Origin of the sequence: Rhodococcus aetherivorans (genome assembly GCF_011058165.1) — a bacterium.
GTDB lineage: Bacteria > Actinomycetota > Actinomycetes > Mycobacteriales > Mycobacteriaceae > Rhodococcus > Rhodococcus aetherivorans.
On sequence record NZ_JAALEG010000033.1, the window covers coordinates 26,238 to 46,979 of the forward strand.

18 protein-coding genes, 1 tRNA gene and 1 pseudogene are annotated in these 20,742 nt (G+C 70.8%); 5 read left to right on the forward strand and 15 right to left on the reverse strand.

The window, feature by feature from the left end; translation table 11 throughout:
• Positions 1-55: 55 nt before the first annotated feature.
• Positions 56-2,446: a phosphoketolase family protein gene (locus G6039_RS14860; RefSeq protein WP_043797215.1), complete on the reverse strand. Its 2,391-nt coding sequence runs from the start codon at positions 2,444-2,446 to the stop codon at positions 56-58.
• 244 nt (positions 2,447-2,690) lie between these two features.
• Here G6039_RS14860 and G6039_RS14865 point away from each other — a divergent pair.
• Positions 2,691-2,766, forward strand: a tRNA-Arg gene (locus tag G6039_RS14865).
• A 169-nt stretch (positions 2,767-2,935) separates the two neighbouring features.
• Here G6039_RS14865 and G6039_RS14870 read toward each other — a convergent pair.
• The 8 genes and pseudogenes from G6039_RS14870 to G6039_RS14900 all read right to left on the reverse strand — a co-directional run.
• Positions 2,936-3,829 (reverse strand): annotated as a pseudogene (locus tag G6039_RS14870) (MFS transporter); the annotation flags it as partial.
• A complete protein-coding gene (locus tag G6039_RS30610) occupies positions 3,817-4,035 on the reverse strand; it encodes a YbfB/YjiJ family MFS transporter (protein ID WP_231385889.1) in 219 nt (72 codons plus the stop codon). The pseudogene G6039_RS14870 and the gene G6039_RS30610, both read right to left, overlap by 13 nt.
• A gap of 211 nt (positions 4,036-4,246) precedes the next feature.
• On the reverse strand, positions 4,247-4,627 hold the full coding sequence (locus G6039_RS14875) for a limonene-1,2-epoxide hydrolase family protein (protein ID WP_006940201.1): 381 nt from the start codon (positions 4,625-4,627) through the stop codon (positions 4,247-4,249).
• Positions 4,628-4,640: 13 nt separating this feature from the next.
• Entirely contained in the window at positions 4,641-5,636 is a 996-nt protein-coding gene (locus tag G6039_RS14880) for an MBL fold metallo-hydrolase (RefSeq protein ID WP_043797217.1), read from the reverse strand.
• Positions 5,637-5,689: 53 nt separating this feature from the next.
• Positions 5,690-6,805 (reverse strand): 3'(2'),5'-bisphosphate nucleotidase CysQ, encoded by a 1,116-nt coding sequence (locus tag G6039_RS14885; protein WP_006940198.1) that lies wholly within the window; start codon positions 6,803-6,805, stop codon positions 5,690-5,692.
• Positions 6,802-8,637 (reverse strand): adenylyl-sulfate kinase, encoded by a 1,836-nt coding sequence (cysC, locus tag G6039_RS14890; protein ID WP_043797218.1) that lies wholly within the window; start codon positions 8,635-8,637, stop codon positions 6,802-6,804. The genes G6039_RS14885 and cysC overlap by 4 nt, the downstream gene beginning before the upstream one ends.
• Positions 8,637-9,554 carry a sulfate adenylyltransferase subunit CysD gene (gene cysD / locus G6039_RS14895; RefSeq protein WP_029542913.1) on the reverse strand — a complete coding sequence of 306 codons (918 nt, stop codon included), beginning with the start codon at positions 9,552-9,554 and terminating at the stop codon, positions 8,637-8,639. The genes cysC and cysD overlap by 1 nt, the downstream gene beginning before the upstream one ends.
• Positions 9,555-9,767: 213 nt before the next feature.
• Positions 9,768-10,682: an IclR family transcriptional regulator gene (locus G6039_RS14900; protein ID WP_043797219.1), complete on the reverse strand. Its 915-nt coding sequence runs from the start codon at positions 10,680-10,682 to the stop codon at positions 9,768-9,770.
• An 83-nt stretch (positions 10,683-10,765) separates the two neighbouring features.
• Between G6039_RS14900 and G6039_RS14905 the strand changes: the two genes are divergently transcribed.
• The 3 genes from G6039_RS14905 (at position 10,766) to G6039_RS14915 (ending at position 13,942) form a co-directional block, all read left to right on the forward strand.
• Positions 10,766-11,932: a hypothetical protein gene (locus G6039_RS14905; RefSeq protein WP_043797220.1), complete on the forward strand. Its 1,167-nt coding sequence runs from the start codon at positions 10,766-10,768 to the stop codon at positions 11,930-11,932.
• Positions 11,929-12,732 (forward strand): SDR family oxidoreductase, encoded by an 804-nt coding sequence (locus G6039_RS14910; protein WP_029542907.1) that lies wholly within the window; start codon positions 11,929-11,931, stop codon positions 12,730-12,732. Before G6039_RS14905 ends, G6039_RS14910 begins: the two co-directional genes overlap by 4 nt.
• 61 nt (positions 12,733-12,793) lie before the next feature.
• Entirely contained in the window at positions 12,794-13,942 is a 1,149-nt protein-coding gene (locus G6039_RS14915; protein WP_006940183.1) for a sulfotransferase family protein, read from the forward strand.
• Here the strand turns inward: G6039_RS14915 and G6039_RS14920 are convergent.
• Positions 13,927-14,472 carry an arsenate reductase/protein-tyrosine-phosphatase family protein gene (locus G6039_RS14920; protein WP_006940182.1) on the reverse strand — a complete coding sequence of 182 codons (546 nt, stop codon included), beginning with the start codon at positions 14,470-14,472 and terminating at the stop codon, positions 13,927-13,929. The genes G6039_RS14915 and G6039_RS14920 overlap by 16 nt on opposite strands.
• A 189-nt stretch (positions 14,473-14,661) precedes the next feature.
• Here G6039_RS14920 and G6039_RS14925 point away from each other — a divergent pair, with 189 nt between their 5' ends.
• On the forward strand, positions 14,662-15,189 hold the full coding sequence (locus tag G6039_RS14925) for a MarR family winged helix-turn-helix transcriptional regulator (RefSeq protein WP_006940181.1): 528 nt from the start codon (positions 14,662-14,664) through the stop codon (positions 15,187-15,189).
• A gap of 54 nt (positions 15,190-15,243) precedes the next feature.
• Here G6039_RS14925 and G6039_RS14930 read toward each other — a convergent pair whose 3' ends face one another.
• From G6039_RS14930 to G6039_RS14950, 5 genes are read right to left on the reverse strand one after another with little or no spacing between them, the layout of a single operon-like run.
• Positions 15,244-16,020 carry an enoyl-CoA hydratase gene (locus G6039_RS14930; protein ID WP_006940180.1) on the reverse strand — a complete coding sequence of 259 codons (777 nt, stop codon included), beginning with the start codon at positions 16,018-16,020 and terminating at the stop codon, positions 15,244-15,246.
• Positions 16,017-16,925, reverse strand: coding sequence for a 3-hydroxyisobutyrate dehydrogenase (gene mmsB, locus G6039_RS14935; protein ID WP_006940179.1), 909 nt, complete (start codon positions 16,923-16,925; stop codon positions 16,017-16,019). Before mmsB ends, G6039_RS14930 begins: the two co-directional genes overlap by 4 nt.
• Before the next feature lies 1 nt (position 16,926).
• Positions 16,927-17,988 (reverse strand): enoyl-CoA hydratase/isomerase family protein, encoded by a 1,062-nt coding sequence (locus G6039_RS14940; RefSeq protein WP_029542902.1) that lies wholly within the window; start codon positions 17,986-17,988, stop codon positions 16,927-16,929.
• On the reverse strand, positions 17,985-19,139 hold the full coding sequence (locus G6039_RS14945; protein ID WP_029542900.1) for an isobutyryl-CoA dehydrogenase: 1,155 nt from the start codon (positions 19,137-19,139) through the stop codon (positions 17,985-17,987). The genes G6039_RS14940 and G6039_RS14945 overlap by 4 nt, the downstream gene beginning before the upstream one ends.
• A 12-nt stretch (positions 19,140-19,151) precedes the next feature.
• Positions 19,152-20,657 carry a CoA-acylating methylmalonate-semialdehyde dehydrogenase gene (locus G6039_RS14950; RefSeq protein WP_006940176.1) on the reverse strand — a complete coding sequence of 502 codons (1,506 nt, stop codon included), beginning with the start codon at positions 20,655-20,657 and terminating at the stop codon, positions 19,152-19,154.
• Positions 20,658-20,742: the final 85 nt, after the last annotated feature.

The window sequence follows — 20,742 nt, forward strand, 5'->3', positions numbered from 1 at the left end:
CGGCCCACCGGGCCGTCCCCCGTCGGTGTCTACCGTCCGGGTCCCCCGTCGGTGTCTACCGTCCGGCCCGGCCCCACTCCCAGTCGCGGATGTCGGGCATGTCCTCCCCGTGGGTGCGGATGAACTGGTGGTGCTCGACCAGCCGGTTCTTCAGGTGCTCGCGCGCGTACGCGGAGATCGGATACAGACGGGGCACCCGGTCGACGACGTCCATGGCGAGGTCGAACCGGTCGATCTGGTTGAGCACGCACATGTCGAACGGCGTGGTGGTGGTGCCCTCCTCCTTGTACCCGCGCACATGGATGTTGTCGTGGTTGGTTCGCCGGTACGTCAGGCGGTGGATCAGCCACGGGTAGCCGTGGTAGGCGAAGATCACCGGCTTGTCCGTGGTGAACAGCGAGTCGAATTCGCGGTCCGACAGTCCGTGCGGATGCTCCGTGTGGTCCTGCAGCCGCATCAGATCCACGACGTTCACGACGCGGATCTTCAGGTCGGGGAACCATTCGAGCAGGATCTCCACGGCGGCGAGGGTTTCCATGGTGGGCACGTCGCCGGCGCAGCCGAGCACCACGTCGGGTTCGGCCCCCTTGTCGGTACCCGCCCAGTCCCAGATCCCGATTCCCTTGGTGCAGTGCACGATTGCCGCATCCATGTCGAGGTACTGCAGTTGCGGTTGCTTGCCGGCGACGATCACGTTGACGTACTGCCGGGTGCGCAGGCAGTGGTCGGCCACCGACAGCAGGGTGTTCGCGTCCGGCGGCAGGTACACGCGGATGACGTCGGCCTTCTTATTGACCACGTGGTCGATGAAGCCCGGGTCCTGGTGCGAGAAGCCGTTGTGGTCCTGCCGCCACACGTGCGAGGTGAGCAGGTAGTTCAGCGACGGGATCGGCCGGCGCCAGTCGATGCCGTTGGTGGTGCGCAGCCACTTGGCGTGCTGGTTGAACATCGAGTCGACGATGTGGACGAAGGCCTCGTAGCAGGAGAAGAAGCCGTGCCGGCCGGTCAGCAGATAGCCCTCGAGCCAGCCCTGGCAGGTGTGCTCGGACAGGATCTCCATCACCCGCCCGTCGGGGGCGAGCCGGTCGTCGGTGGGCAGGATGCGGGCGTTCCAGGTGCGTGCGGTGGCCTCGAGGACGGGACCGAGCCGGTTGGAGTTGTTCTCGTCCGGGGAGAACACACGGAAGGTGGTCGCGTTCTCGCGCATGACGTCGCGCAGGAAGGTACCGAGCACGCGGGTCGATTCGACGCTGCCGGTACCGGGCGCCTCGACCGGCACGGCGTAGTCGCGGAAGTCCGGCAACGCCAGGTCTCGTACGAGCGGCCCGCCGTTGGCATGGGGGTTGGCGCTCATCCGCCGCTCCCCCGCCGGGTGCAGGTCGCGGATCGCGGGCACGGGGGCACCGTGGTCGTCGAACAGTTCCTCGGGCCGGTAACTGCGCAGCCACTCCTCGAGAATCTTGCGGTGGCTTTCGTCGTCGCGGGCATTGGCGAAGGGCACCTGGTGCGAGCGCCAGTACCCTTCGACCGGGAGACCGTCGACCTCCTTCGGTCCGGTCCAGCCCTTCGGGGAACGCAGCACGATCATCGGCCAGCGCGGTCGCTCGGTGACCCCGTCGCGGCGGGCGCGGCGCCGGATCTCGAGGATCGCATCGACGCAGTGGTCCAGGGCCGCCGCGAACGCCTGGTGCATGCGCTCGGGATCGGAGCCCTCGACGAATACCGGATCGTGGCCGTAGCCGCGGAGCAGGTGCTCGAGTTCCTCGTGTTCGATGCGGGCGAGGACGGTCGGATTGGCGATCTTGTACCCGTTCAGGTGCAGGATCGGCAGCACGGCGCCGTCCCGGCGCGGGTCGACGAACTTGGTGGAGTGCCAGCTGGTGGCCAGCGGGCCGGTCTCGGCCTCGCCGTCGCCCACCACGGCAGCGACGATCAGGTCCGGGTTGTCGAACGCGGCCCCGTAGGCGTGCGACAGGGCGTACCCGAGCTCGCCGCCCTCGTGGATGGATCCGGGCGTCTCGGGGGCGACGTGGCTGGGAATCCCCCCGGGGAACGAGAACTGGGTGAACAGCCGCGCCATGCCGTCCGCGTCGCGGGAGATGTCCGGATAGATCTCGCTGTAGGTGCCCTCGAGCCAGGCTGCGGCGACCGGCCCGGGCCCGCCGTGGCCGGGGCCCATCACGTACATCATGTCCAGCTCGCGGGCGACGATGGCCCGGTTGAGGTGGGCGTAGACGAAGTTCAGCCCCGGGGTGGTGCCCCAGTGTCCGAGCAGCCGGGGCTTGATGTGCTCGGGACGCAACGGCTCGCGCAGCAGGGGGTTGCCCATGAGGTAGATCTGCCCCACCGACAGGTAGTTCGCGGCTCGCCACCAGGTGTCGAGCGCGGCGAGCTCCTCGGAGCTCAGCGGTCCGGTCCGAGTTGCCGTGTCGGATTCTGCGTCCACGTACGGTCCTCTCCTGCGGGTGCGGTGTGGTCCGGTCTCGGGTTCGAGCCTGCCCCGGGCGGGTGGCCCACGCCGGCCGTTCCGGGAAACACTCGCCGAAGAGTTCCTCCCGGACGGCGCATCCGTGCCTGCCGGATACCCGACGAGCGCCGGAGAAACCCCCTCCGACCAGGCGATGTGGCGTATCGCCGACAATGCGCTACGCTAACTCCCGCCCCACCGAGCAACCGGTGGAGTCCGGAACGCCCTCGTAGCTCAGGGGATAGAGCGCTTGCCTCCGGAGCAAGAAGTCGCAGGTTCGAATCCTGCCGAGGGCACCACGGGAACGGCCCCGCGTCGCAGTGCGACGCGGGGCCGTTCCCGTTCTGCGGCCCGGACCTGGCGCAGAGCGGCAGGACGTCGAGACCAGGTGTTGTGAAACGCGGACTCGTCACGAAGCAGGATGTGCGCATCGTCCACGCCCAGAGATTCTGTGTTCATCGTCCGATGTCACCGACTGCCGCCCCGTGCGAGAACCCGTACAGCATCAGCGCCACCGCGCTGAGCAGTGACACCGCCGCGGTGACGACGAGCAGCGACCCCAGACCGAGGGCGGGTATCGCGGCACCGGCGTGCTGCGACCGGGCTGAGGGCTCCCACGACCAGGCAGGCTGTGAACGCCGCACCGGCGCGCTCGGGTACCAGCTCGGCGGTCCAGACCGCGAGCACCGCGGATCCTGTCATGTACCCCATGCCGAAGATGCCCGCCGAGGGTGCGGTCGTGGCTACGGAGCCACCTGCCAGCCCGAGCAGCACCAGCGCCGCACCGACCGTTGCAAGGCACAGCGCGGCGACCCGGACGCTGCCCAGTCGCTGCCCGAGGGTTCCGGTCGCCACCCCCACCATGCCGGTGAGACCGAGGGCCGCGTAGAGAGCCGGGACGGCCGCCGCCGGGAGGGTGCCGCTGTCCAGGACGTCGGCGGCATAGGGGAAGTAGACGACCACGACCGCGAAGTAGACAACGGAGTAGGCTACCGGGACCCGAAGCGCTGCCACCAGCGAGGAGGCACCGGCTCGCCCCTCCGGACGTGGGGCCGACCCGGTCCGCGGCACCAGGCGCAGGTTCACGAGTGCGGCGGCCACGGCAGCGAGGGCGATGCCGGCCCACACCAGGCGCCACAAGCCCACCGCAGCCAGGACGGCCAGCGCGCCCAGCAGCACCAGTCCGCCGCTGGTGCCGGTGGTGATGATCGCCAACGCTCGGGGCTGCTGCCGCGAGGGCACCGATCGCGTCACTATGTCGGAGTAAGGCGCCCAGACCCAGCCACCGGCGCTGCCGGCCAAAACGACACCGACGGCAAGCAGCCCCGGGGACTGCGCGAAAGTCACGATCACCGCCCCCGCAGCGCCGCAGGCCCCGCCCGCTGTCGTCGGCGCGCGCGACCCGCGGCGAGCGGCGAGCCGCGGCGAGCGGCGAGCCGTCCGGCGAGCAACAGACCGGCCAGGTAGCCCGCAAACGTTGCGCTGGCGACGAGGCCGAGCACCAGCTCGGAGAGCCGCAGGTCTTCCCGGATATCGGGCAGTGTCAGGCCGTAGGCGTAGCGGGCCATGCCGAAGCGACTCCGACCACCGCAGCTCCGGCCAGGCCGATCCGCCCGCCTGGGGAGAGCGTCATGAATTCCCCTTCATGCCGTGGGCCCGGCTACGTCACGGACCTCGGCCCGACTCCCGGGAGCATCGGCACTCACTGCGTGCATGCACCGACTCTCCCACGGCCGGATCAACTCGGTCACCTGCGGCCGACGACCGCGAGACCGGGTGTCAGTCCGCCGGATCCTGCTGGGCGGCCTCGGTGATCGGCGCCATGTCGAAGTAGTCGCGCCAGCCGGCGATCCTGCCGTCGACGACCTCGAAAGTCCCCATCACCGGCAGTTCGACGGTCCGTCCCCCGAGCGTGAACACGTCGACCCGCTCGTTGAGCACCACGCCGCCGTGGACAGCCTGGTGCCGGATGCGGAAATCGATGCCGCCGAACGAGGCGACGAACCCGGCGATGAACTCCTCGATCGCCGCGCGCCCGCGCACCGGTTCCATCGGGATGTTGTGGTAGACGGCGTCGTCGGTGAAGTAGGACGCGAGCACGGCCGGGTCGGGATCGGCCCAACGGCGGCAGAATTCGGTGACGAGCTCGTCGGGGGTCATGCGGTTCCTTCCGTCAGGCCCGGGCGAAGCGCGCCGGATCGGTGCCCGGGACCCGGCGCGCCCGGCCTCTCTCGATGAGGTGCCGCACGTGCGCCGAGGCCTCGGACAGCGCCATCTGCTTGCCCGTGGGCGGAGTCTGGTCCCAGGGGCGGTACCACGTCATCCGCTCGGCAGCCTGCCACAGCGTCAGCTCCTCGTCGCCGAACGCCGCGTACAGATCGTCGAGGCGTCGCTCGTGGTGCTCGACGAGCGCGTCGGTGCGGGCCGCGAGGTCGTCGATCGGCTGCCGGTGCGCGGGCAGGGTGCGCCGGGCCGGGAGCGTGCCGACGGCGCGCAGGGAGTCGATGAATTCGCCGAGGGCGTCGCGTTCGGGGAGGGGGAAATCGAAGTCGCCCACGTGCGGGGTCGTGGTGGCGAGGACGTGGTCGCCGCTGAAGAGGATGTCGTGCTCCTCGATGTAGAAGCAGGCGTGGCCGGGGGTGTGCCCGGGGGTGAACACTGTGCGCAGGGTGCGGCCGGCGAGCGTGATCCGTTCGTCGGTGGCGAGCTTGCGGTCGGGATGGACGTCGGGCTTGCCGGTTGCGCGTTCCCCGTTCACCCGGTCGAGGTAGGTGGTGATCTCGTCGTCCGGGGCGCCGGCGCGGCGCCACTGCTCGGCCTCCCACTCGGCGTTGCCGTCGCCGGAGATCATGAGCTCGAGCTGGCCGAAGTCGTCCTCGTGCATGCCGACCCAGCAGCCCGACGCCTCCCGGATCCGGCCGGTCAGACCGACGTGGTCGGGATGGAAGTGGGTGACGACGACCCCCTCGACGTCCGCGACGGAGGCGCCGACGGCGGCGAGGCCGTCCTGCAGCGCGGCCCAGGACGTGTCGTCGTTCCAGCCCACGTCGACGAGGACCAGCCCGCGCGGCGACTCCATCGCATACACCTGGGTGTCGCCGACCGGCAGGTCGCTCACCGGTACGGGGATGCGGTAGATGCCGTCGCCGATGTCGCGGGCGTGGTCCATGGGGTCCTCCGAGCTACTCGATCGTTAGCCATTCAATGAACACAAACAGTAAACTATTTGGGTTCGTGCGGCTCGATGATCGCCATGATCGACCGGATCTCCCCCGCTGGGATGGCGAAGTGCTCGGTGACCGCCACGGTGAGGGTGCCGTCGCCGGCGTCGAGGTCGAGCAGGAACCGCGCGACGACGTTGTCGTCCCACTCGCGAAACGTCAGCTCCCGCACACGACGGATCGAGCGGTACTCGGGGCCCTGCTCGAGCCGGTCGCGGATCTCGACGCCGCTGTCGCCGGTGCGCACGCCGTTCTCGACCCGCCACGCGTCGGCCGCGAGCCGCACGTGTGATGCGTCGTGTCCGACGAGGGAGCGGATGTAGGAGCGGGCCATGGCGACGCGGGCGCTGTCGGTGGGCGCGCCGGCATGCTCGGCGATCGCGGCCATCAGGGTCGGCGCCCAGTCCGGCCGGCAGATCACCAGGTCCGGCATGTAGGGGTGGGGGCGGTTGTACTCGAGCTCGCTGCCGTCGATGCGGGCGCAGTACAGCCCCGCCGCCTGCGCGACCCCCACCGGCGCCGCGGAGTCCCACTCCCACTGCCCGCCGGCGTGCACGTAGGCATCGACGTCGCCACGCACCACCGCCATGGCCTTGGCCCCGGCCGAACCCATCCGCACCACGTGGGCGCCGACGGCCCGGGCGACGTCGGCGACGAAGGCCGGCGGCCGGCTGCCGCTGACGACGATCCGGGGCCGTCGGCCGGCCAGCGGCCGCAGTTCGGCGGGACGGACGTCGTCGGTGCCGTAGACGGCACCGACGGCCGGCTGAGCGACGGCGGCGGCGGTGATACCCCTGCCGGCCTCCCACAACGCGACGTGCACGGCCCAGTCCTCGTGGTCCGGCATGCCGTACTCCTTGGACCCGTCCAACGGGTCGACGATCCACACCCGCTTCGCGTGCACCCGCACCGGATCGTCGGCGGATTCCTCCGAGAGCACCGCGTCGCCGGGGCGCTCGGCGGCGAGCCGCTCGAGGATGTACGTATCGGCGGCGCGGTCGCCGCGGCGGCCGAGTTCGCGACCGGTGAGCGTGTCGGCCTCGGCCGCGCGGACGGTCAGCAACAGTTCGCCTGCAGCGGTGGCGATCTCGGCGGCGAGGGCGGCGTCATCGGTCATGGGGCCAACAATTCCATGACCAGCCCGGCCTGTGCGACCGGATCGCCGTCCTGCGGCCGCAGCACCAGGTCCGGCCGGGTGGGCGCCTCGTAGGGGTCGTCGATACCGGTGAACCCGGTGATCTCCCCGGCCCGGGCCCGGGCGTACATGCCCTTCGGATCGCGGGCCTCGCAGTCGGCGAGCGGGGTGTCGACGAACACCTCGAGGAACGGCAGCCCGGCCTCCCGGTGCTGCTCGCGGATCCGGTCCCGGTCGGACCGGTACGGGCTGATGAGCGCGCAGATCGTCACCAGGCCCGCGTCGGCCATCAGCTGCGCCACCGCGCCGACGCGCCGGACGTTCTCCGCGCGGTCCCGCGGCCCGAAGCCGAGGTCGGCGTTGAGGCCGTGGCGCAGGTTGTCGCCGTCGAGCCGGTAGGCCGGGACACCGGCCGCGAGCAGGCGCCGCTCGAGCGCCGCGGCGACGGTGGACTTGCCCGACGCCGACAGGCCGGTCAGCCACACCGTCGCGCCGCGCGAGAGGCGTTCGGCGCGGGTCGCCTCCGCCGCGTGCCACACGACGGGGGCGGCGGCGAGGGTGGGTCCGGTGATCATCCCGGCGGCGACGGTGCTGCCGGTCGCGTCGTCGACGAGCACGAAGCTGCCGGTGGTCCGGTTGCGCCGGTAGGGGTCGAACAGCACGGGACGGCGGGTCCGCAGCTGCACCCGTCCGATCTCGTTGAGGGTCAGCGATCGTGCCGTCCCGTCGCGGTGGAGGGTGGTGACGTCGAGCCGGTAGTCGAGCCGCACCACGTGCGCGGCGGTGGCGTTGGTGGTGTGCAGCAGGGTGTAGGTGGCGTCGGGTGCGAGACCCGGGCCCTCGGCGAGCCAGCACACCATCGCGTCGAGCTCGTGCCCGACGAGCGGGCGGTTCCCCGGGCGGCACAGCATGTCACCGCGGCCCACGTCGAGGTCGTCCTCGAGTTCGAGGCACACGGCGCTGCCCGCGAAGGCGCTCGGCACCGGGTCGCCGCCCGGTCCGTGGACGGCGCGCACACGCGTGCCGTAGCCCGAGGGCAGCACCACCACCTCGTCGCCGGGGGCGAACGCCCCGCTCGCGACGGTGCCGGCGTAGCCGCGGAAGTCGCGGTGCTCCCCGTGACCGGGGCGGAGCACGTACTGGACGGGGAATCGCGCGTCGATGAGGTTGCGATCGGAGTCGATGTGCACCTGCTCGAGACGGTGCAGCAACGAGGCGCCCTCGTACCAGGTCATGGTGGTGGTGCGCGTGACGACGTTGTCGCCGAGCAGCGCCGACACCGGCACGAACGTCAGGTCGTGGATGTCGAGTTTGGCTGCGAACGAGGAGAATTCGGCGCAGATCTCGTCGAAGCGCTGTTGCGACCAGTCGACCAGGTCCATCTTGTTGACGCACAGCACGAGGTGGGGGACGCCGAGCAGGCTGGCGAGAAAGGCGTGCCGGCGGGTCTGCTCGACGATGCCCTTGCGGGCGTCGACGAGAATGAGGGCGAGGTCGGCGGTCGAGGCGCCGGTGACCATGTTCCGGGTGTACTGCTCGTGGCCGGGGGTGTCGGCGACGACGAAGGCGCGGTGCGGGGTACAGAAGTAGCGGTGGGCGACATCGATGGTGATGCCCTGTTCCCGCTCCGCCCGCAGTCCGTCGGTGAGCAGCGCCAGATCGGGGGTGTCCATGCCGCGCTCGCGGCTGGTGCGGGTGACGGCGTCGAGCTGGTCCTCGGGCACGGCCTTGGAATCGTGGAGCAACCGGCCGATCAGCGTGGACTTGCCGTCGTCGACGCTGCCGGCGGTGGCGATGCGCAGCAACCGGGTCATCAGAAGTAGCCCTCCTTCTTGCGGTCTTCCATGCCGGCCTCGGAGATGCGGTCGTCGGCGCGGGTGGCGCCGCGCTCGGTGACGCGGCTGACGGCGACCTCGGCGACCACCTCGTCGGGGGTGGCGGCGGCGGATTCGACGCACCCCGTGCAGGTGGCGTCGCCCACCGTGCGGAACCGCACCAGCGCGTCGCGCGGCTCGTCGTCCGGCAGCAGAGCGAGGAACTCGTTGAGCGCCAGCAGCATTCCGTCGCGCTCGACGACGGTGCGGCGATGGGCGTAGTAGAGCGACGGCAGCTCGATGCCTTCGTCGCGGATGTAGTTCCAGACGTCGAGTTCGGTCCAGTTGGACAGCGGGAACACGCGGATGTGCTCACCGCGGCGGTGCCGGCCGTTGTACAGCTGCCACAGTTCGGGACGCTGCGCCTTGGGATCCCACTGCCCGAACTCGTCGCGGAAGGAGAACACGCGTTCCTTGGCGCGGGCCTTCTCCTCGTCGCGGCGGGCGCCGCCGAACACCGCGTCGAATCCGCCTTCGCGGATGGCGCGCAACAGCGTTCGGGTCTGCAGCCGGTTGCGGCTCGCGCGCGGGCCGACGTCCTCGACGGCCCGGCCGGCGTCGATGTCGTCCTGCACCGAGGCGACCAGCAGGCGCACCCTCCGGCGGGCCGCCTCGGCGTCGCGGTAGGCGAGGACCTCGGGGAAGTTGTGGCCGGTGTCGATGTGCAGCACCGGAAACGGGATCGGCGCCGGCCAGAACGCCTTGGCCGCCACGTGCAGCATCACCGCGGAGTCCTTGCCTCCGGAGAAGAGCAGCACGGGACGTTCGAAGGTGGCCGCCACCTCCCGGAAGATGTGCACGGACTCGGCCTCGAGCGCGCGCAGCAGGGACAGTTCGTACGACGGCGTGAGGGTCATCGGGGCTCCAGCTCACGAGCGCCGGTCCAAATATGTACCGGCTCGGTCGAAAGGTTTCGCCCCGAACAATAGAACGAGTTTCAGTTCCGGGTCAACGCCTCGCGGGGTGCGAGCGAATGTATCGCCCACTCGATCAGACCGACGGCATGATCCATTCGCTCGGTCCCCCGGGGCCGCAACACCCGGCCGTCACCGGGCCGGGCGACGCCCGCGTCACCGGGCCGGGCGACGCCCGCCGAGCTCGCGCGTGACGGCCTCGGCGGTGGCCACGAGGGCCGCCCCGCGCCGGGCGATCTCCCGGTTGGCCAGGGTCGCGCCCACGTGGAGCGTGAGCACCACCGACTGCCGCCCGTCCGCGTCGTAAGCGGGGGCGGCGAGCAGGTTCACCGGATGCTCGGCGTCGGCCGGTTCCGCCCCGGTCAGCAGCACCCGCTCCCCCAGGCTGGACACCATCTCCCCCAGCAGTTCGCGCAGCTCGGACGGCAGGTCGTGCGCGGCGACGCCCGCCATGAGCGCGTGCAACCGCCGCCCGCCCGCGGTGAGCGACTCGACCAGGTATCCCGCGGTGCGGCACTCGTCGACCACGTCCCGCAGGCGGTCCCGGTCCAGCCGCACCGGAAGCGTCGGCTCGCGCGCGAGCCACTGCTCGAGCCGCTCGTCGGAGTCCCACAGCACGTACATCAGGCCCACCGGCGGCGCGAACGGATAGACCTCTCCCACCCGCGCCCCGGCACCGTCCGGATCGGCCCCGGCGACGTCGAGGACCGCGATGCGGTCGCCCACCACCGCCGACGCGGCGCAGGTGGCACCGAACTCGGCGCCGAGCGCGGCCAGGTGCCGGTGGGTGACGGGACCGACGGCGAAGCCGCGCTGCGCGGCGCGGCCCGCGACGATCAGCGCGGGACCGAGGCCGTACGTCCTGTCGGCGGGATGGCGCATCAGGTAGCCGGCCTCGGTCAGGGCGGTCAGGATCCCCAGGCACGTCGGCTTGCTCATGCCCAGCCGGCGCGCCAGCTCGGAGAGCCCGAACCGGGTCTCCGGGTGCGCGACCAGGTGGTCCAGGACCTGCACGACCCGATCGGTCGGCGGCGAACGCCGAGCGGACGACGTCGCGGCGGCCTCGGTCATTGACGCCTCCTTGGAACACGTTCTATCGTCGCTGCACCGAGAGCCTACCGCACCGGTACATATTTGAACCGCAAGGAGATCGTGTGCTCACCGATCCGCTCACATCCGCCATCGCCGAGGCCGAGAAGCTCGTCGCGACGGCGCCGCACATCCGCACCGAGCAGGACCTGATCGAGGGGTACCGCTACCTCGCCGGCGGGATCACCGCCTGCGTCCACTCGGCGTGGGCGGCCGAGAGCCCCCACCCCACGTTCGTCACCGGCACCGGGCCCTACACGAAGATGGGGCTCGACAACCCCGACACCCTCTACTTCGGGGCGCGCATCCGCGACGACGCCGAGTACGTCGTCACCGGCCGCCGCGGCACCACCTGCGACCTGAGCTTCCAGGTGCTCGCCGGCAACTACACCGACGCCGAGGTACCCGGCAACGTCACCGCGTTCGACGACCGCGAGCTGCGCATCGCCGACGACGGCACCTTCGAGGCCCGGTTCGGTCCCGGCCCTGCCGACCCCGGGAACAACTACTTCACCCTCGCCCCCGGCTCGTCCCAGCTCGTCGTCCGGGAGGTCTACAGCGACTGGTCCCAGCGGCGCGGCACCCTGCGCATCGACCGGGTCGACGCGCTCGGCACACCGCCGCCCGAGCCGACGCAGGACGACGCCGCCGCTCGCTACCGGCGGGCCGGGCGCGCGCTCGTGTCCCGGGTGCGGACGTGGCTGCAGTTCCCGCAGTGGTTCTACCTCGACCTTCCGGTCAACACGGTCACCGAACCGCGGCCGACGCCCGGCGGCCTGGCCACCCAGTACTCGTCCGTCGGACACTTCGACCTGCGCGACGACGAGGCGATGATCCTCACCGTCCCCGCCTCCGACGCGCCCTACCAGGGCTTCCAGCTGGGCAGCCTCTGGTATATCTCGCTCGACTACATCCACCACCAGACGTCGCTGAACAACACACAGGCCCAGGTCGATCCGGACGGGATGATCCGCATGGTCGTCTCCGCCCGCAATCCCGGCGTCGCCAACTGGGTCGAGACCCTGGGCCGCAGCCGCGGGTTCCTGCAGTTCCGCTGGCAGCGCCTCTCCCGCGACCTCACGACCGCGGACGGCCCGACGGCCCGGGTGGTCCCGTTCGACGACCTGGCCGCGGCACTGCCGTTCCTCGACCACAACCGGGTCACGCCCCAGCAGTGGTCCGCGCGGATCGCCGCCCGCCAGACCGCGATCGCCGACCGGATGCTCGGGTGAGCGCCGTGACCACCACCCCGAGCCCCCTGCTCGCCGGACAGACCGTCGTGGTCAGCGGCGTCGGGCCCGGACTCGGCCGCACCCTTGCGGTGCGGTGCGCCGAGCACGGCGCCGACGTCGTGCTCGCCGCCCGCACCGCCGCCCGCCTCGACGACGTCGCGGCCGAGATCACCGCCCTGGGCCGGCGCGCCCTGTCCGTCCCGACCGACATCACCGACACCGGCTCCGCGTCCCGGCTGGTCGAGACGGCCCTCCGCGAGTTCGGCCGGGTCGACACCCTGGTCAACAACGCCTTCTCGGTTCCGTCGATGAAACCGTTGGCACGCACCGACTTCCAGCACATCCGCGACAGCGTGGAACTCACCGTCCTCGGCGCGCTGCGCCTGACCCAACTGTTCACCGACGCCCTGACCGAGACGAAGGGCTCGGTGGTGAACATCAATTCGATGGTGCTGCGACACTCGCAGGAGCGCTACGGCAGCTACAAGCTGGCCAAGTCGGCCCTGCTCGCGCTGTCACAGTCCCTCGCCACCGAGCTCGGCCCTCACGGAATCCGAGTCAATTCCGTTGCCCCCGGCTATATCTGGGGAGAAACCCTGAAGGCGTACTTCGAGCACCAGGCAGAGAAGTACGGCACCACCGTCGAACAGATCTACCAGCACACCGCGGCGGGCACCGACCTCAAACGCCTGCCCACCACCGAGGAGGTGGCCGACGCCGTGATCTTCCTCGCCTCCCCGCTGGCGCGGGCCGTCACCGGCCAGTGCCTGGACGTGAACTGCGGCGAATACCACCACTGACCGGCCATGCGCGTTTTCGGTAGCCGGCACTACCAGAAGCGCGCACAGGGAAGGGAGATCCATGAGTGAACGCACCAGCGTCGGCACCGTCGAGGACCTGCACGCCTCCGCGACGCGGCTGACCGGCCTGACCGACTTCGGCGACGACGACTACACCGGGGCCCTCGGCGTCCTCCTCGACTCGTATGCGCGCGACGAACACCTCACCCCGCTCGGCAGCAAGATGTCGCGGGTGTTCCTGCGCGGCGCCCTCGTCGCGCGGCTGCTGAGCGAATCGGCCTGGCGCGCGCACCCCGAGCACGCCGACGTCGCGATCGAACGGCCGATCTTCGTCACCGGCCTCCCCCGCACCGGCACCACCGCGCTGCACCGCCTGCTCACCGCCGACCCCGGCCACCAGGGACTCGAGATGTGGCTGACCGAGCTGCCGCAGCCACGGCCGCCGCGCGAGACGTGGGCCGGGAACCCGGCGTTCGCGGCCATCGAGGCCGGGTTCGCGCAGCACCACGTCGAGCACCCGGAGTTCATGGGTGTGCACTACATGTCCGCCGGCGAGGTCGAGGAGTGCTGGCAGCTGCTGCGGCAGTCCTTCCGATCGGTGTCCTACGAATGCCTCGCGCACCTGCCCACCTACTCGCGCTGGCTCGCGCGGCAGGACTGGACCGGAGCGTACGCCCGGCACCGCCGGAACCTGCAGCTGATCGGGCTGCCCGACGCCGGCAAGCGCTGGGTCCTGAAGAACCCGAGCCACCTGTTCGCACTCGACGAACTGCTCACCGTCTACCCCGACGCGCTGATCGTCGTCACCCACCGCGACCCGCGCACCGTGATCCCGTCGGTGTGCAGCCTGGCCGCGCACGCCACCGACGGCTGGTCGCACACCTTCCGGGGCGCGAGCCTCGGGCGCAGCCAGCTCGACCTGTGGGCGCGCGGGCTCGACACGTTCACCGCGGCACGGAGCCGGCACCACCCGGATCGGTTCGTCGACGTGGACTACCGCGACTTCGTCGCCGATCCCCTCGGCACGGTCGGCGCGATCTACGACCGGTTCGGCATCCCGCTCACCGCCGGCGCCGAACAGGCGATGGCCGCGCTGCACGCCGAGAGCCGCAGCGGGGATCGCCGGCCGGCGCACCGCTACCGGCTCGAGGATTTCGGTCTGAGCGACGCCGAGGTGGACGAGCGGTTCCCGGACTACGCCTGTCGCTGACCCGCGGCTACCGCCGCGGCGGCGAGGACGTCGAGCAGCGGGAACAGCGCGGCGGCGATGAGATCTCCGGTCTCGACGAACGCCTGCTCGGACAGGCCGATCGGGTCGGGGATGTTCGGGGTGCGGGCCGCGCCGCTGGGATCCCGGCAGGCGTCGAGCCGGGCGATCGTCTCCGCACCGGTGACGGTCGCGATGCGGTGCGCCTCGGTCAGGGTGAACGACTTCGCCGCGGCGCCGGCGGTCAGGCCGGCGACCCGGTCGCGCTGCTCCTCGCTCATGGTCAGGACCAGGTCGGCGCCCTCGACCATCGTCGCGGTCACCCGGCGGGCGCGGAAGTCGCTCGCGTCGGCGCCGAGACCGGCGATGACCGCGGCCGCCCGGGGTTCGACGGGATACCCGACGAGGGCCCGCGTGCCCGCGCTCTCGGCGGTCAGGTCGGCCCACCCCGATTCGCACGCGTAGGCCCGCGTCAGCCGCTCCGCGATCACGGACCGGCAGACGTTGCCGCTGCAGACGAACAGGATGTGCACGCGCGCACTCTAGCCGCCGCGAATCGGGCGGAGGGGACGCGATTTTCGGCGCCGTGCGATGTTCACGTGCCGTTCGCACGCGCGCCGCGTGTCGTTCACTCACGGCGGCCGGTTCGCGGGCCGCCCCGGCGGGGTCCGGAAGCCGTGTCCACGTCACGTCCAGACCGTGCGACATGGGATGATCGACGTATGCCCGCACCCCTACCGCTCGATCCGATCGCCGAGGCCCACCGCCAGTGGACGGCCCACGGCTGGGGTGAGGTCGCGGACGGCATGGCCGCGGTGACCTCCGTGATGCGCGCGCAGCAGATCATGATGGCGCGGGTCGAGGAGGTTCTCAAACCGTTCGGGCTCACGTTCGCCCGGTACGAACTGCTGACCCTGCTGCACTTCACCAGGACCGGGGCGCTGCCCATGGCGAAGGCCAGCGCCCGGCTGCAGGTCCACCCCACCAGCGTCACCAATGCCGTGGACCGGCTCGAGACCGCGGGGCTCGTGCGCCGCACCCCGCACCCGAGCGACCGTCGCGCCACACTGGTCGAACTGACCGACGAGGGGCGGGCGCTGGCCGTCGAGACCACCGAGAAGCTCAACGCCGAGGTGTTCGCCCGGCCCGGCGTGCCCGACGACCAGCTCGAGACGCTGCTGCGGATCCTGGCCGGCCTGCGCCGCGACGCCGGCGACTTCGACACCGGAGGCGATCCCACCAGGTGGTGACACGGATCGGGGCCGTCCCGCAGGATGCGGAACGGCCCCGGTCGAGGACGACGATCAGGCGTGCTTGAACTCCGGCGCGCGCTTCTCGACGAACGCGGCCATGCCTTCCTTCTGGTCGGCGGTGGCGAACGTCGAGTGGAACACCCGCCGCTCGAACTTCACGCCCTCGGCGAGGGTGGTCTCGAAGGACCGGTTGACCGCTTCCTTGGCCATCATCGCGACGGGCAGCGACATCGACGCCACCGTGGTCGCGGCCTCGAGCGCCACGTCGAACAGGTCCGCGGCCGGCACGATGCGCGACACCAGGCCCGCGCGCTCGGCCTCCTCGGCGTCCATGTTCCGGCCGGTCAGGCACATGTCCATCGCCTTGGCCTTGCCCACGGCGCGGGTGAGCCGCTGCGAGCCGCCGATGCCGGGGATGACGCCGAGCTTGATCTCGGGCTGGCCGAACTTGGCGGTGTCCGCGGCGATGATGAAGTCGCACAGCATGGCCAGTTCGCAGCCGCCGCCGAGGGCGTACCCGGAGACGGCGGCAATGATCGGCTTGCGGGCCGAGGAGAGCCGATCCCACTGCGAGAACAGGTCTTCCGCGTACACCTCGGAGAACGTCTTCGGCGCCATCTCCTTGATGTCCGCGCCCGCGGCGAACGCCTTCTCGGAGCCGGTGAGCAGGATGGCGCCGATACCGGCATCCGCCTCGAGCTCCTCGACGGCCGCCACCACCTCACGCATCAGTTGGCTGTTGAGGGCGTTGAGCGCCTTGGGCCGGTTCAGCGTGATGATGCCGACGCGGTCCTTGCGGTCGAGCAGGATCGTCTCGAAGTCCGTCACTGGGTTTCCTGTTCTGTCGAGCGGTTGCGGATCTCGGTGATGATGGCCGAGAAGTCCAGTCCGCCGCCACCCGACTCGTTGAAGCGGTGGTAGATCTCCGCGGCCCGAAGCCCCAGCTCGGCGTCGACGCCGTTGGCGCGCAACGCGTTCGCGGCCAGACCGAGGTCCTTGTCCATGAGCGCGGCGGCGAACCCGGGCTGGTAGTCGTTGTTGGCGGGGGTGGTGGGCACCGGCCCGGGCACCGGGCAGTTGCTGGTCAGCGCCCAGCACTGGCCGGAGGCGTTGGACGCGACGTCGAAGAGGGCCTGGTTGGTCAGTCCGAGCTTCTCGCCGAGCACGAAGGCCTCGCTGATGGCGATCATCGACACGCCGAGGATCATGTTGTTGCAGATCTTGGCGGCCTGGCCGACGCCGGACCCGCCGCAGTGCACGACCTTGCGACCCATCACCTCGAGCAGCGGCTTTGCGGCTTCGAAGTCCTCCTCCGACCCGCCGACCATGAAGGCGAGGGTGCCGGCGGCCGCACCGGCCACGCCGCCGGAGACGGGCGCGTCGATGGCGCGGTGCCCGGCCTGCACGGCCTTCTCGTGGGCGGCGCGCGCGTCGGCGACGTCGATGGTGGAGCTGTCGACGAACAGCGTGTTCGGCCGGGCGGCCGGCAGGACCTCGTCGTACAGCTTCAGCACGAGGGCGCCGTTGGGCAGCATCGTGATCACGACGTCGGCGTCGCGGACCGCGTCGGTCGCGGACTCGGAGATCGTGAGGCCGTCGGCGCGGCCCTGTTCCTGGGCCGCCGGCACCGGGTCGAAACCGGTGACCGGGTAGCCGGCCTTGACGAGGTTCGCGGCCATCGGCCCGCCCATGTGGCCGAGACCGAGGAAGGCGACGTTCGGCAGTGTGCTCATGTCAGGCGGTTTCCTTCTCGGGTGCGACGAGCCCGAGTTCGAGCTCGCCGAGTGGCTGGAAGTACGCGTCGACGTCCGCGTCGGTGACGTCGGCGAGGGTCGCCGGCGACCACGCCGGGTTGCGGTCCTTGTCGACCACCTGCGCGCGGATGCCCTCGACGAGGTCGTGCGAGCGCAACGACGCCAGGGACACCCGGTACTCCTCGTTCAGCACCTCTTCGAGGCTGCCGAGTTCGCGGGCGTGGCGCACCGATCGCAGGGTCACCTTCAGCGCGACGGGCGACTTGCCGAGGATCTGCTCGGCGGCCGCGCGGGCCTCGGGCTCCTCGGCGTCCTGCAGTCGGGCGACGATCTCCTCGACGGTCGGCGCCGAGTAGGCGGCGTCGATCCAGGAGCGCTGCGCGAGCAGCGGCGACTCCGGGGCCGGCTGGGCGAATTCGGCGAGCGCCTCGTCGACCGTGCCGGATTCGAGGGCGGCGACGAACTTGTCGAGCGCCTCGGACGGCACGAAGTGGTCGGCGAAACCGAGGGCGATGGCGTCGCCGGCCGTCATCCGGCCGGTGGTCAGGGCGAGGTGGGTGCCGAGCTCGCCCGGTGCGCGCGAGAGCAGCCAGGTGCCGCCCACGTCGGGGACGAAGCCGATGCCCACCTCGGGCATCGCGATCGTGGAGCGTTCGGTGACGACGCGGACGTTGCCGTGGGCGGCGATCCCGACGCCGCCGCCCATGACGATGCCGTCCATGAGCGCCACGTACGGCTTCGGGTAGCGGCCGATGGCGGCGTTGAGGATGTACTCGTCGCGCCAGAAGTCCTGCGAGCCGGTGCCCCCGTCGCGGGCGTCGTGGTAGATCGAGACGATGTCACCGCCGGCGCACAGGCCGCGCTCCCCCGCCCCGTCCACGACGACCGCACGGACCGAGTCGTCCCCGGCCCACTCGCCGAGCGCGGCGGCCGTCACCTTCACCATGTCGTAGTTCAGGGCGTTGATGGCCTTGGGCCGGTTCAGGGTGATCCGGCCGATGCCGCCGGAGACCCGGACGAGGACGTCTTCCGTCTCGGTCATTTTGCTCCGTTCTGCGCCGCGGCCACCACGCTGCGCGCGACGACCACCCGCATGATCTCGTTGGTTCCTTCGAGGATCTGATGCACCCGCAGATCCCGCACGATCTTCTCGAGCCCGTACTCGGCAAGATAGCCGTAGCCGCCGTGCAGTTGCAGCGCGTCGTTGGCGGCGTCGAAGCAGGCATCGGTGGCGAATCGCTTCGCCATGGCGCACAGCTCGACCACGTCGTCGGCATTCCGGTCCAGCGCGTCGGCCGCGCGCCACAGCAGGGTGCGGGAGGCCTCGATGCCGGTGCGCATGTCGGCGAGCCGGAACTGCAGGGCCTGCGAGTCGAGCAGCCGCTCGCCGAACGCCTTGCGTTCGGCGAGGTAGCCGACGGTCTTGTCGAGCGCGGCCTGAGCGCCGCCGACCGAGCACGCGGCGATGTTGAGCCGGCCTCCGTTGAGCCCGTGCATGGCGATGCGGAAACCGCTGCCCTCCTCGCCGAGCAGGTTCTCGGCGGGCACCCGGGCACCGTCGAAGATCACCTGCCGGGTGGGCTGGGCGTTCCAGCCCATCTTCTTCTCGTTGGCGCCGAAGGACAGCCCGGGGGTGTCCTTCGGGACGATGATCGCGGAGATGCCGCGCGGGCCGGGCTCGCCGGTGCGGGCCATCACCACGTACACGTCCGACGTGCCCGCGCCGGAGATGAACTGCTTGGCGCCGGTGAGGACGTACTCGTCGCCGTCGCGGACGGCCCTGGTGCTCAGGGCCGCCGCGTCGGAGCCGGCGCCGGGCTCGGTCAGGCAGTAACTCGCGAGCTGGTCCATCGAGCAGAGCCCGGGGACCCAACGGCGGCGCTGCTCGTCGTTGCCGAACCGGTCGATCATCCACGTGACCATGTTGTGGATGGAGATGTAGGCGGCGATGGACGGGCAGCCCTTGGCGAGTTCCTCGAAGATCCGGACGGAGTCGAGGCGACGCAGGCCCGACCCGCCGACGTCCTCGCGGACGTAGATGCCGCCCATCCCGAGGGCCGCGGCCTTGCGCAGGACGTCGACCGGGAAGTGCTTGGTCTGGTCCCATTCGACCGCGTTCGGGGCGAGGAACTCGGCGGCGAAGTCGCGGGCGGTGTCGCGGATCGCCCGGTCGTCGTCGGTGAGGGTGAACATCGGTATCTCGTCCTAGTCCATCGTCGGGATGACGAAGTGGTCGGCGTTCTCCTTCAGGCCGGAGAACCAGCGCTGCGTGACGGTCTTGGTCTTGGTGTAGAAGCGGATCGAGTCCGGGCCGTGCTGGTTGAGATCGCCGAAGCCGGACCGCTTCCAGCCGCCGAAGGTGTGGTACGCGATCGGCACCGGGATCGGCACGTTCACGCCGACCATGCCGACGTTGACGCGGTTGGTGAAGTCGCGGGCGGTGTCGCCGTCGCGGGTGAAGATGGCCACGCCGTTGCCGTACTCGTGCTCCGAGGGCAGCCGCAGGGCCTCCTCGTAGTCGTGCGCGCGGACGACGATCACGACGGGACCGAAGATCTCCTCGCGGTAGATCTTCATCTCCGCGGTGACGTTGTCGAACAGGGTGGCGCCGGAGAAGAAGCCGTTCTCGTGGCCCTCGAGCACGAAGTCGCGCCCGTCGACGACGAGCTCTGCGCCCTCGTCGATGCCGGACTGGATGTAGTCGTGCACCCGCTGGCGAGCCTCGGCGGTGACGAGCGGGCCGAAGTCGGCGTTCGGGTCGTCGCTGCGGCCGACCTTCAGCTCGGCGACGCGTTCCTTCAGCTTGGCGACGAGAGCCTCGGCGGCCTCCTCGCCGACGGGCACCGCGACGGAGATGGCCATGCAGCGCTCACCGGCGGAGCCGTAGCCGGCGCCGACGAGGGCGTCGGCCACCTGGTCCATGTCGGCGTCGGGCATGACGATCGCGTGGTTCTTGGCGCCGCCGAAGCACTGGGCGCGCTTGCCGTGGGCGGCGGCGGTCTCGTAGATGTACTGGGCGATCGGCGTGGAGCCGACGAAGCCGACGGCCTTGACGCGCTCGTCGGTCAGCAGCACGTCGACGACGGTCTTGTCGCCGTTGACGACGTTGAACACGCCGGCGGGCAGCCCGGCCTCGATGAACAGCTCCGCCAGGCGCAGCGGCACCGACGGGTCGCGCTCGGAAGGCTTGAGCACGAACGCGTTTCCGCACGCGATGGCCGGTCCGGCCTTCCACAGCGGGATCATCGCGGGGAAGTTGAACGGGGTGATGCCGGCGACGACGCCGAGCGGCTGGCGCATCGAGTAGACGTCGATGCCGGTGCCGGCGGAGTCGGTGAACTCGCCCTTGAGCAGGTGCGGGATGCCGGTGGCGAACTCGATCACCTCGAGGCCGCGCTGGATGTCGCCCTTGGCGTCGGCGACGGTCTTGCCGTGCTCGGAGGACAGCAGCCGCGCGAGGTTGTCCATGTCGTCCTGCACGAGCTGCAGGAACTTCATCAGCACGCGGGCGCGCTTCTGCGGGTTGAACGCGGCCCATTCCTTCTGAGCCTCGACGGCGTTCGCGATGGCGGCCTCTGCCTCGGCGACGTCGGCGAGCGGAACCCGGGCCTGCACCTCGCCGGTGTTGGGGTCGAAGACGTCGGCGAACCGGTCGGAGGCACCGGGGATGTGCTTGCCCCCGACGAAGTGGGTGAGTTCTCGAACGCTCATGTCCGGATCCGTCCTAACTGGTCGAATTCTCGTGTTTCGGTGGGATGATCGGGGGCAGCGGACGACACCCCCGGCAATGTGTGCT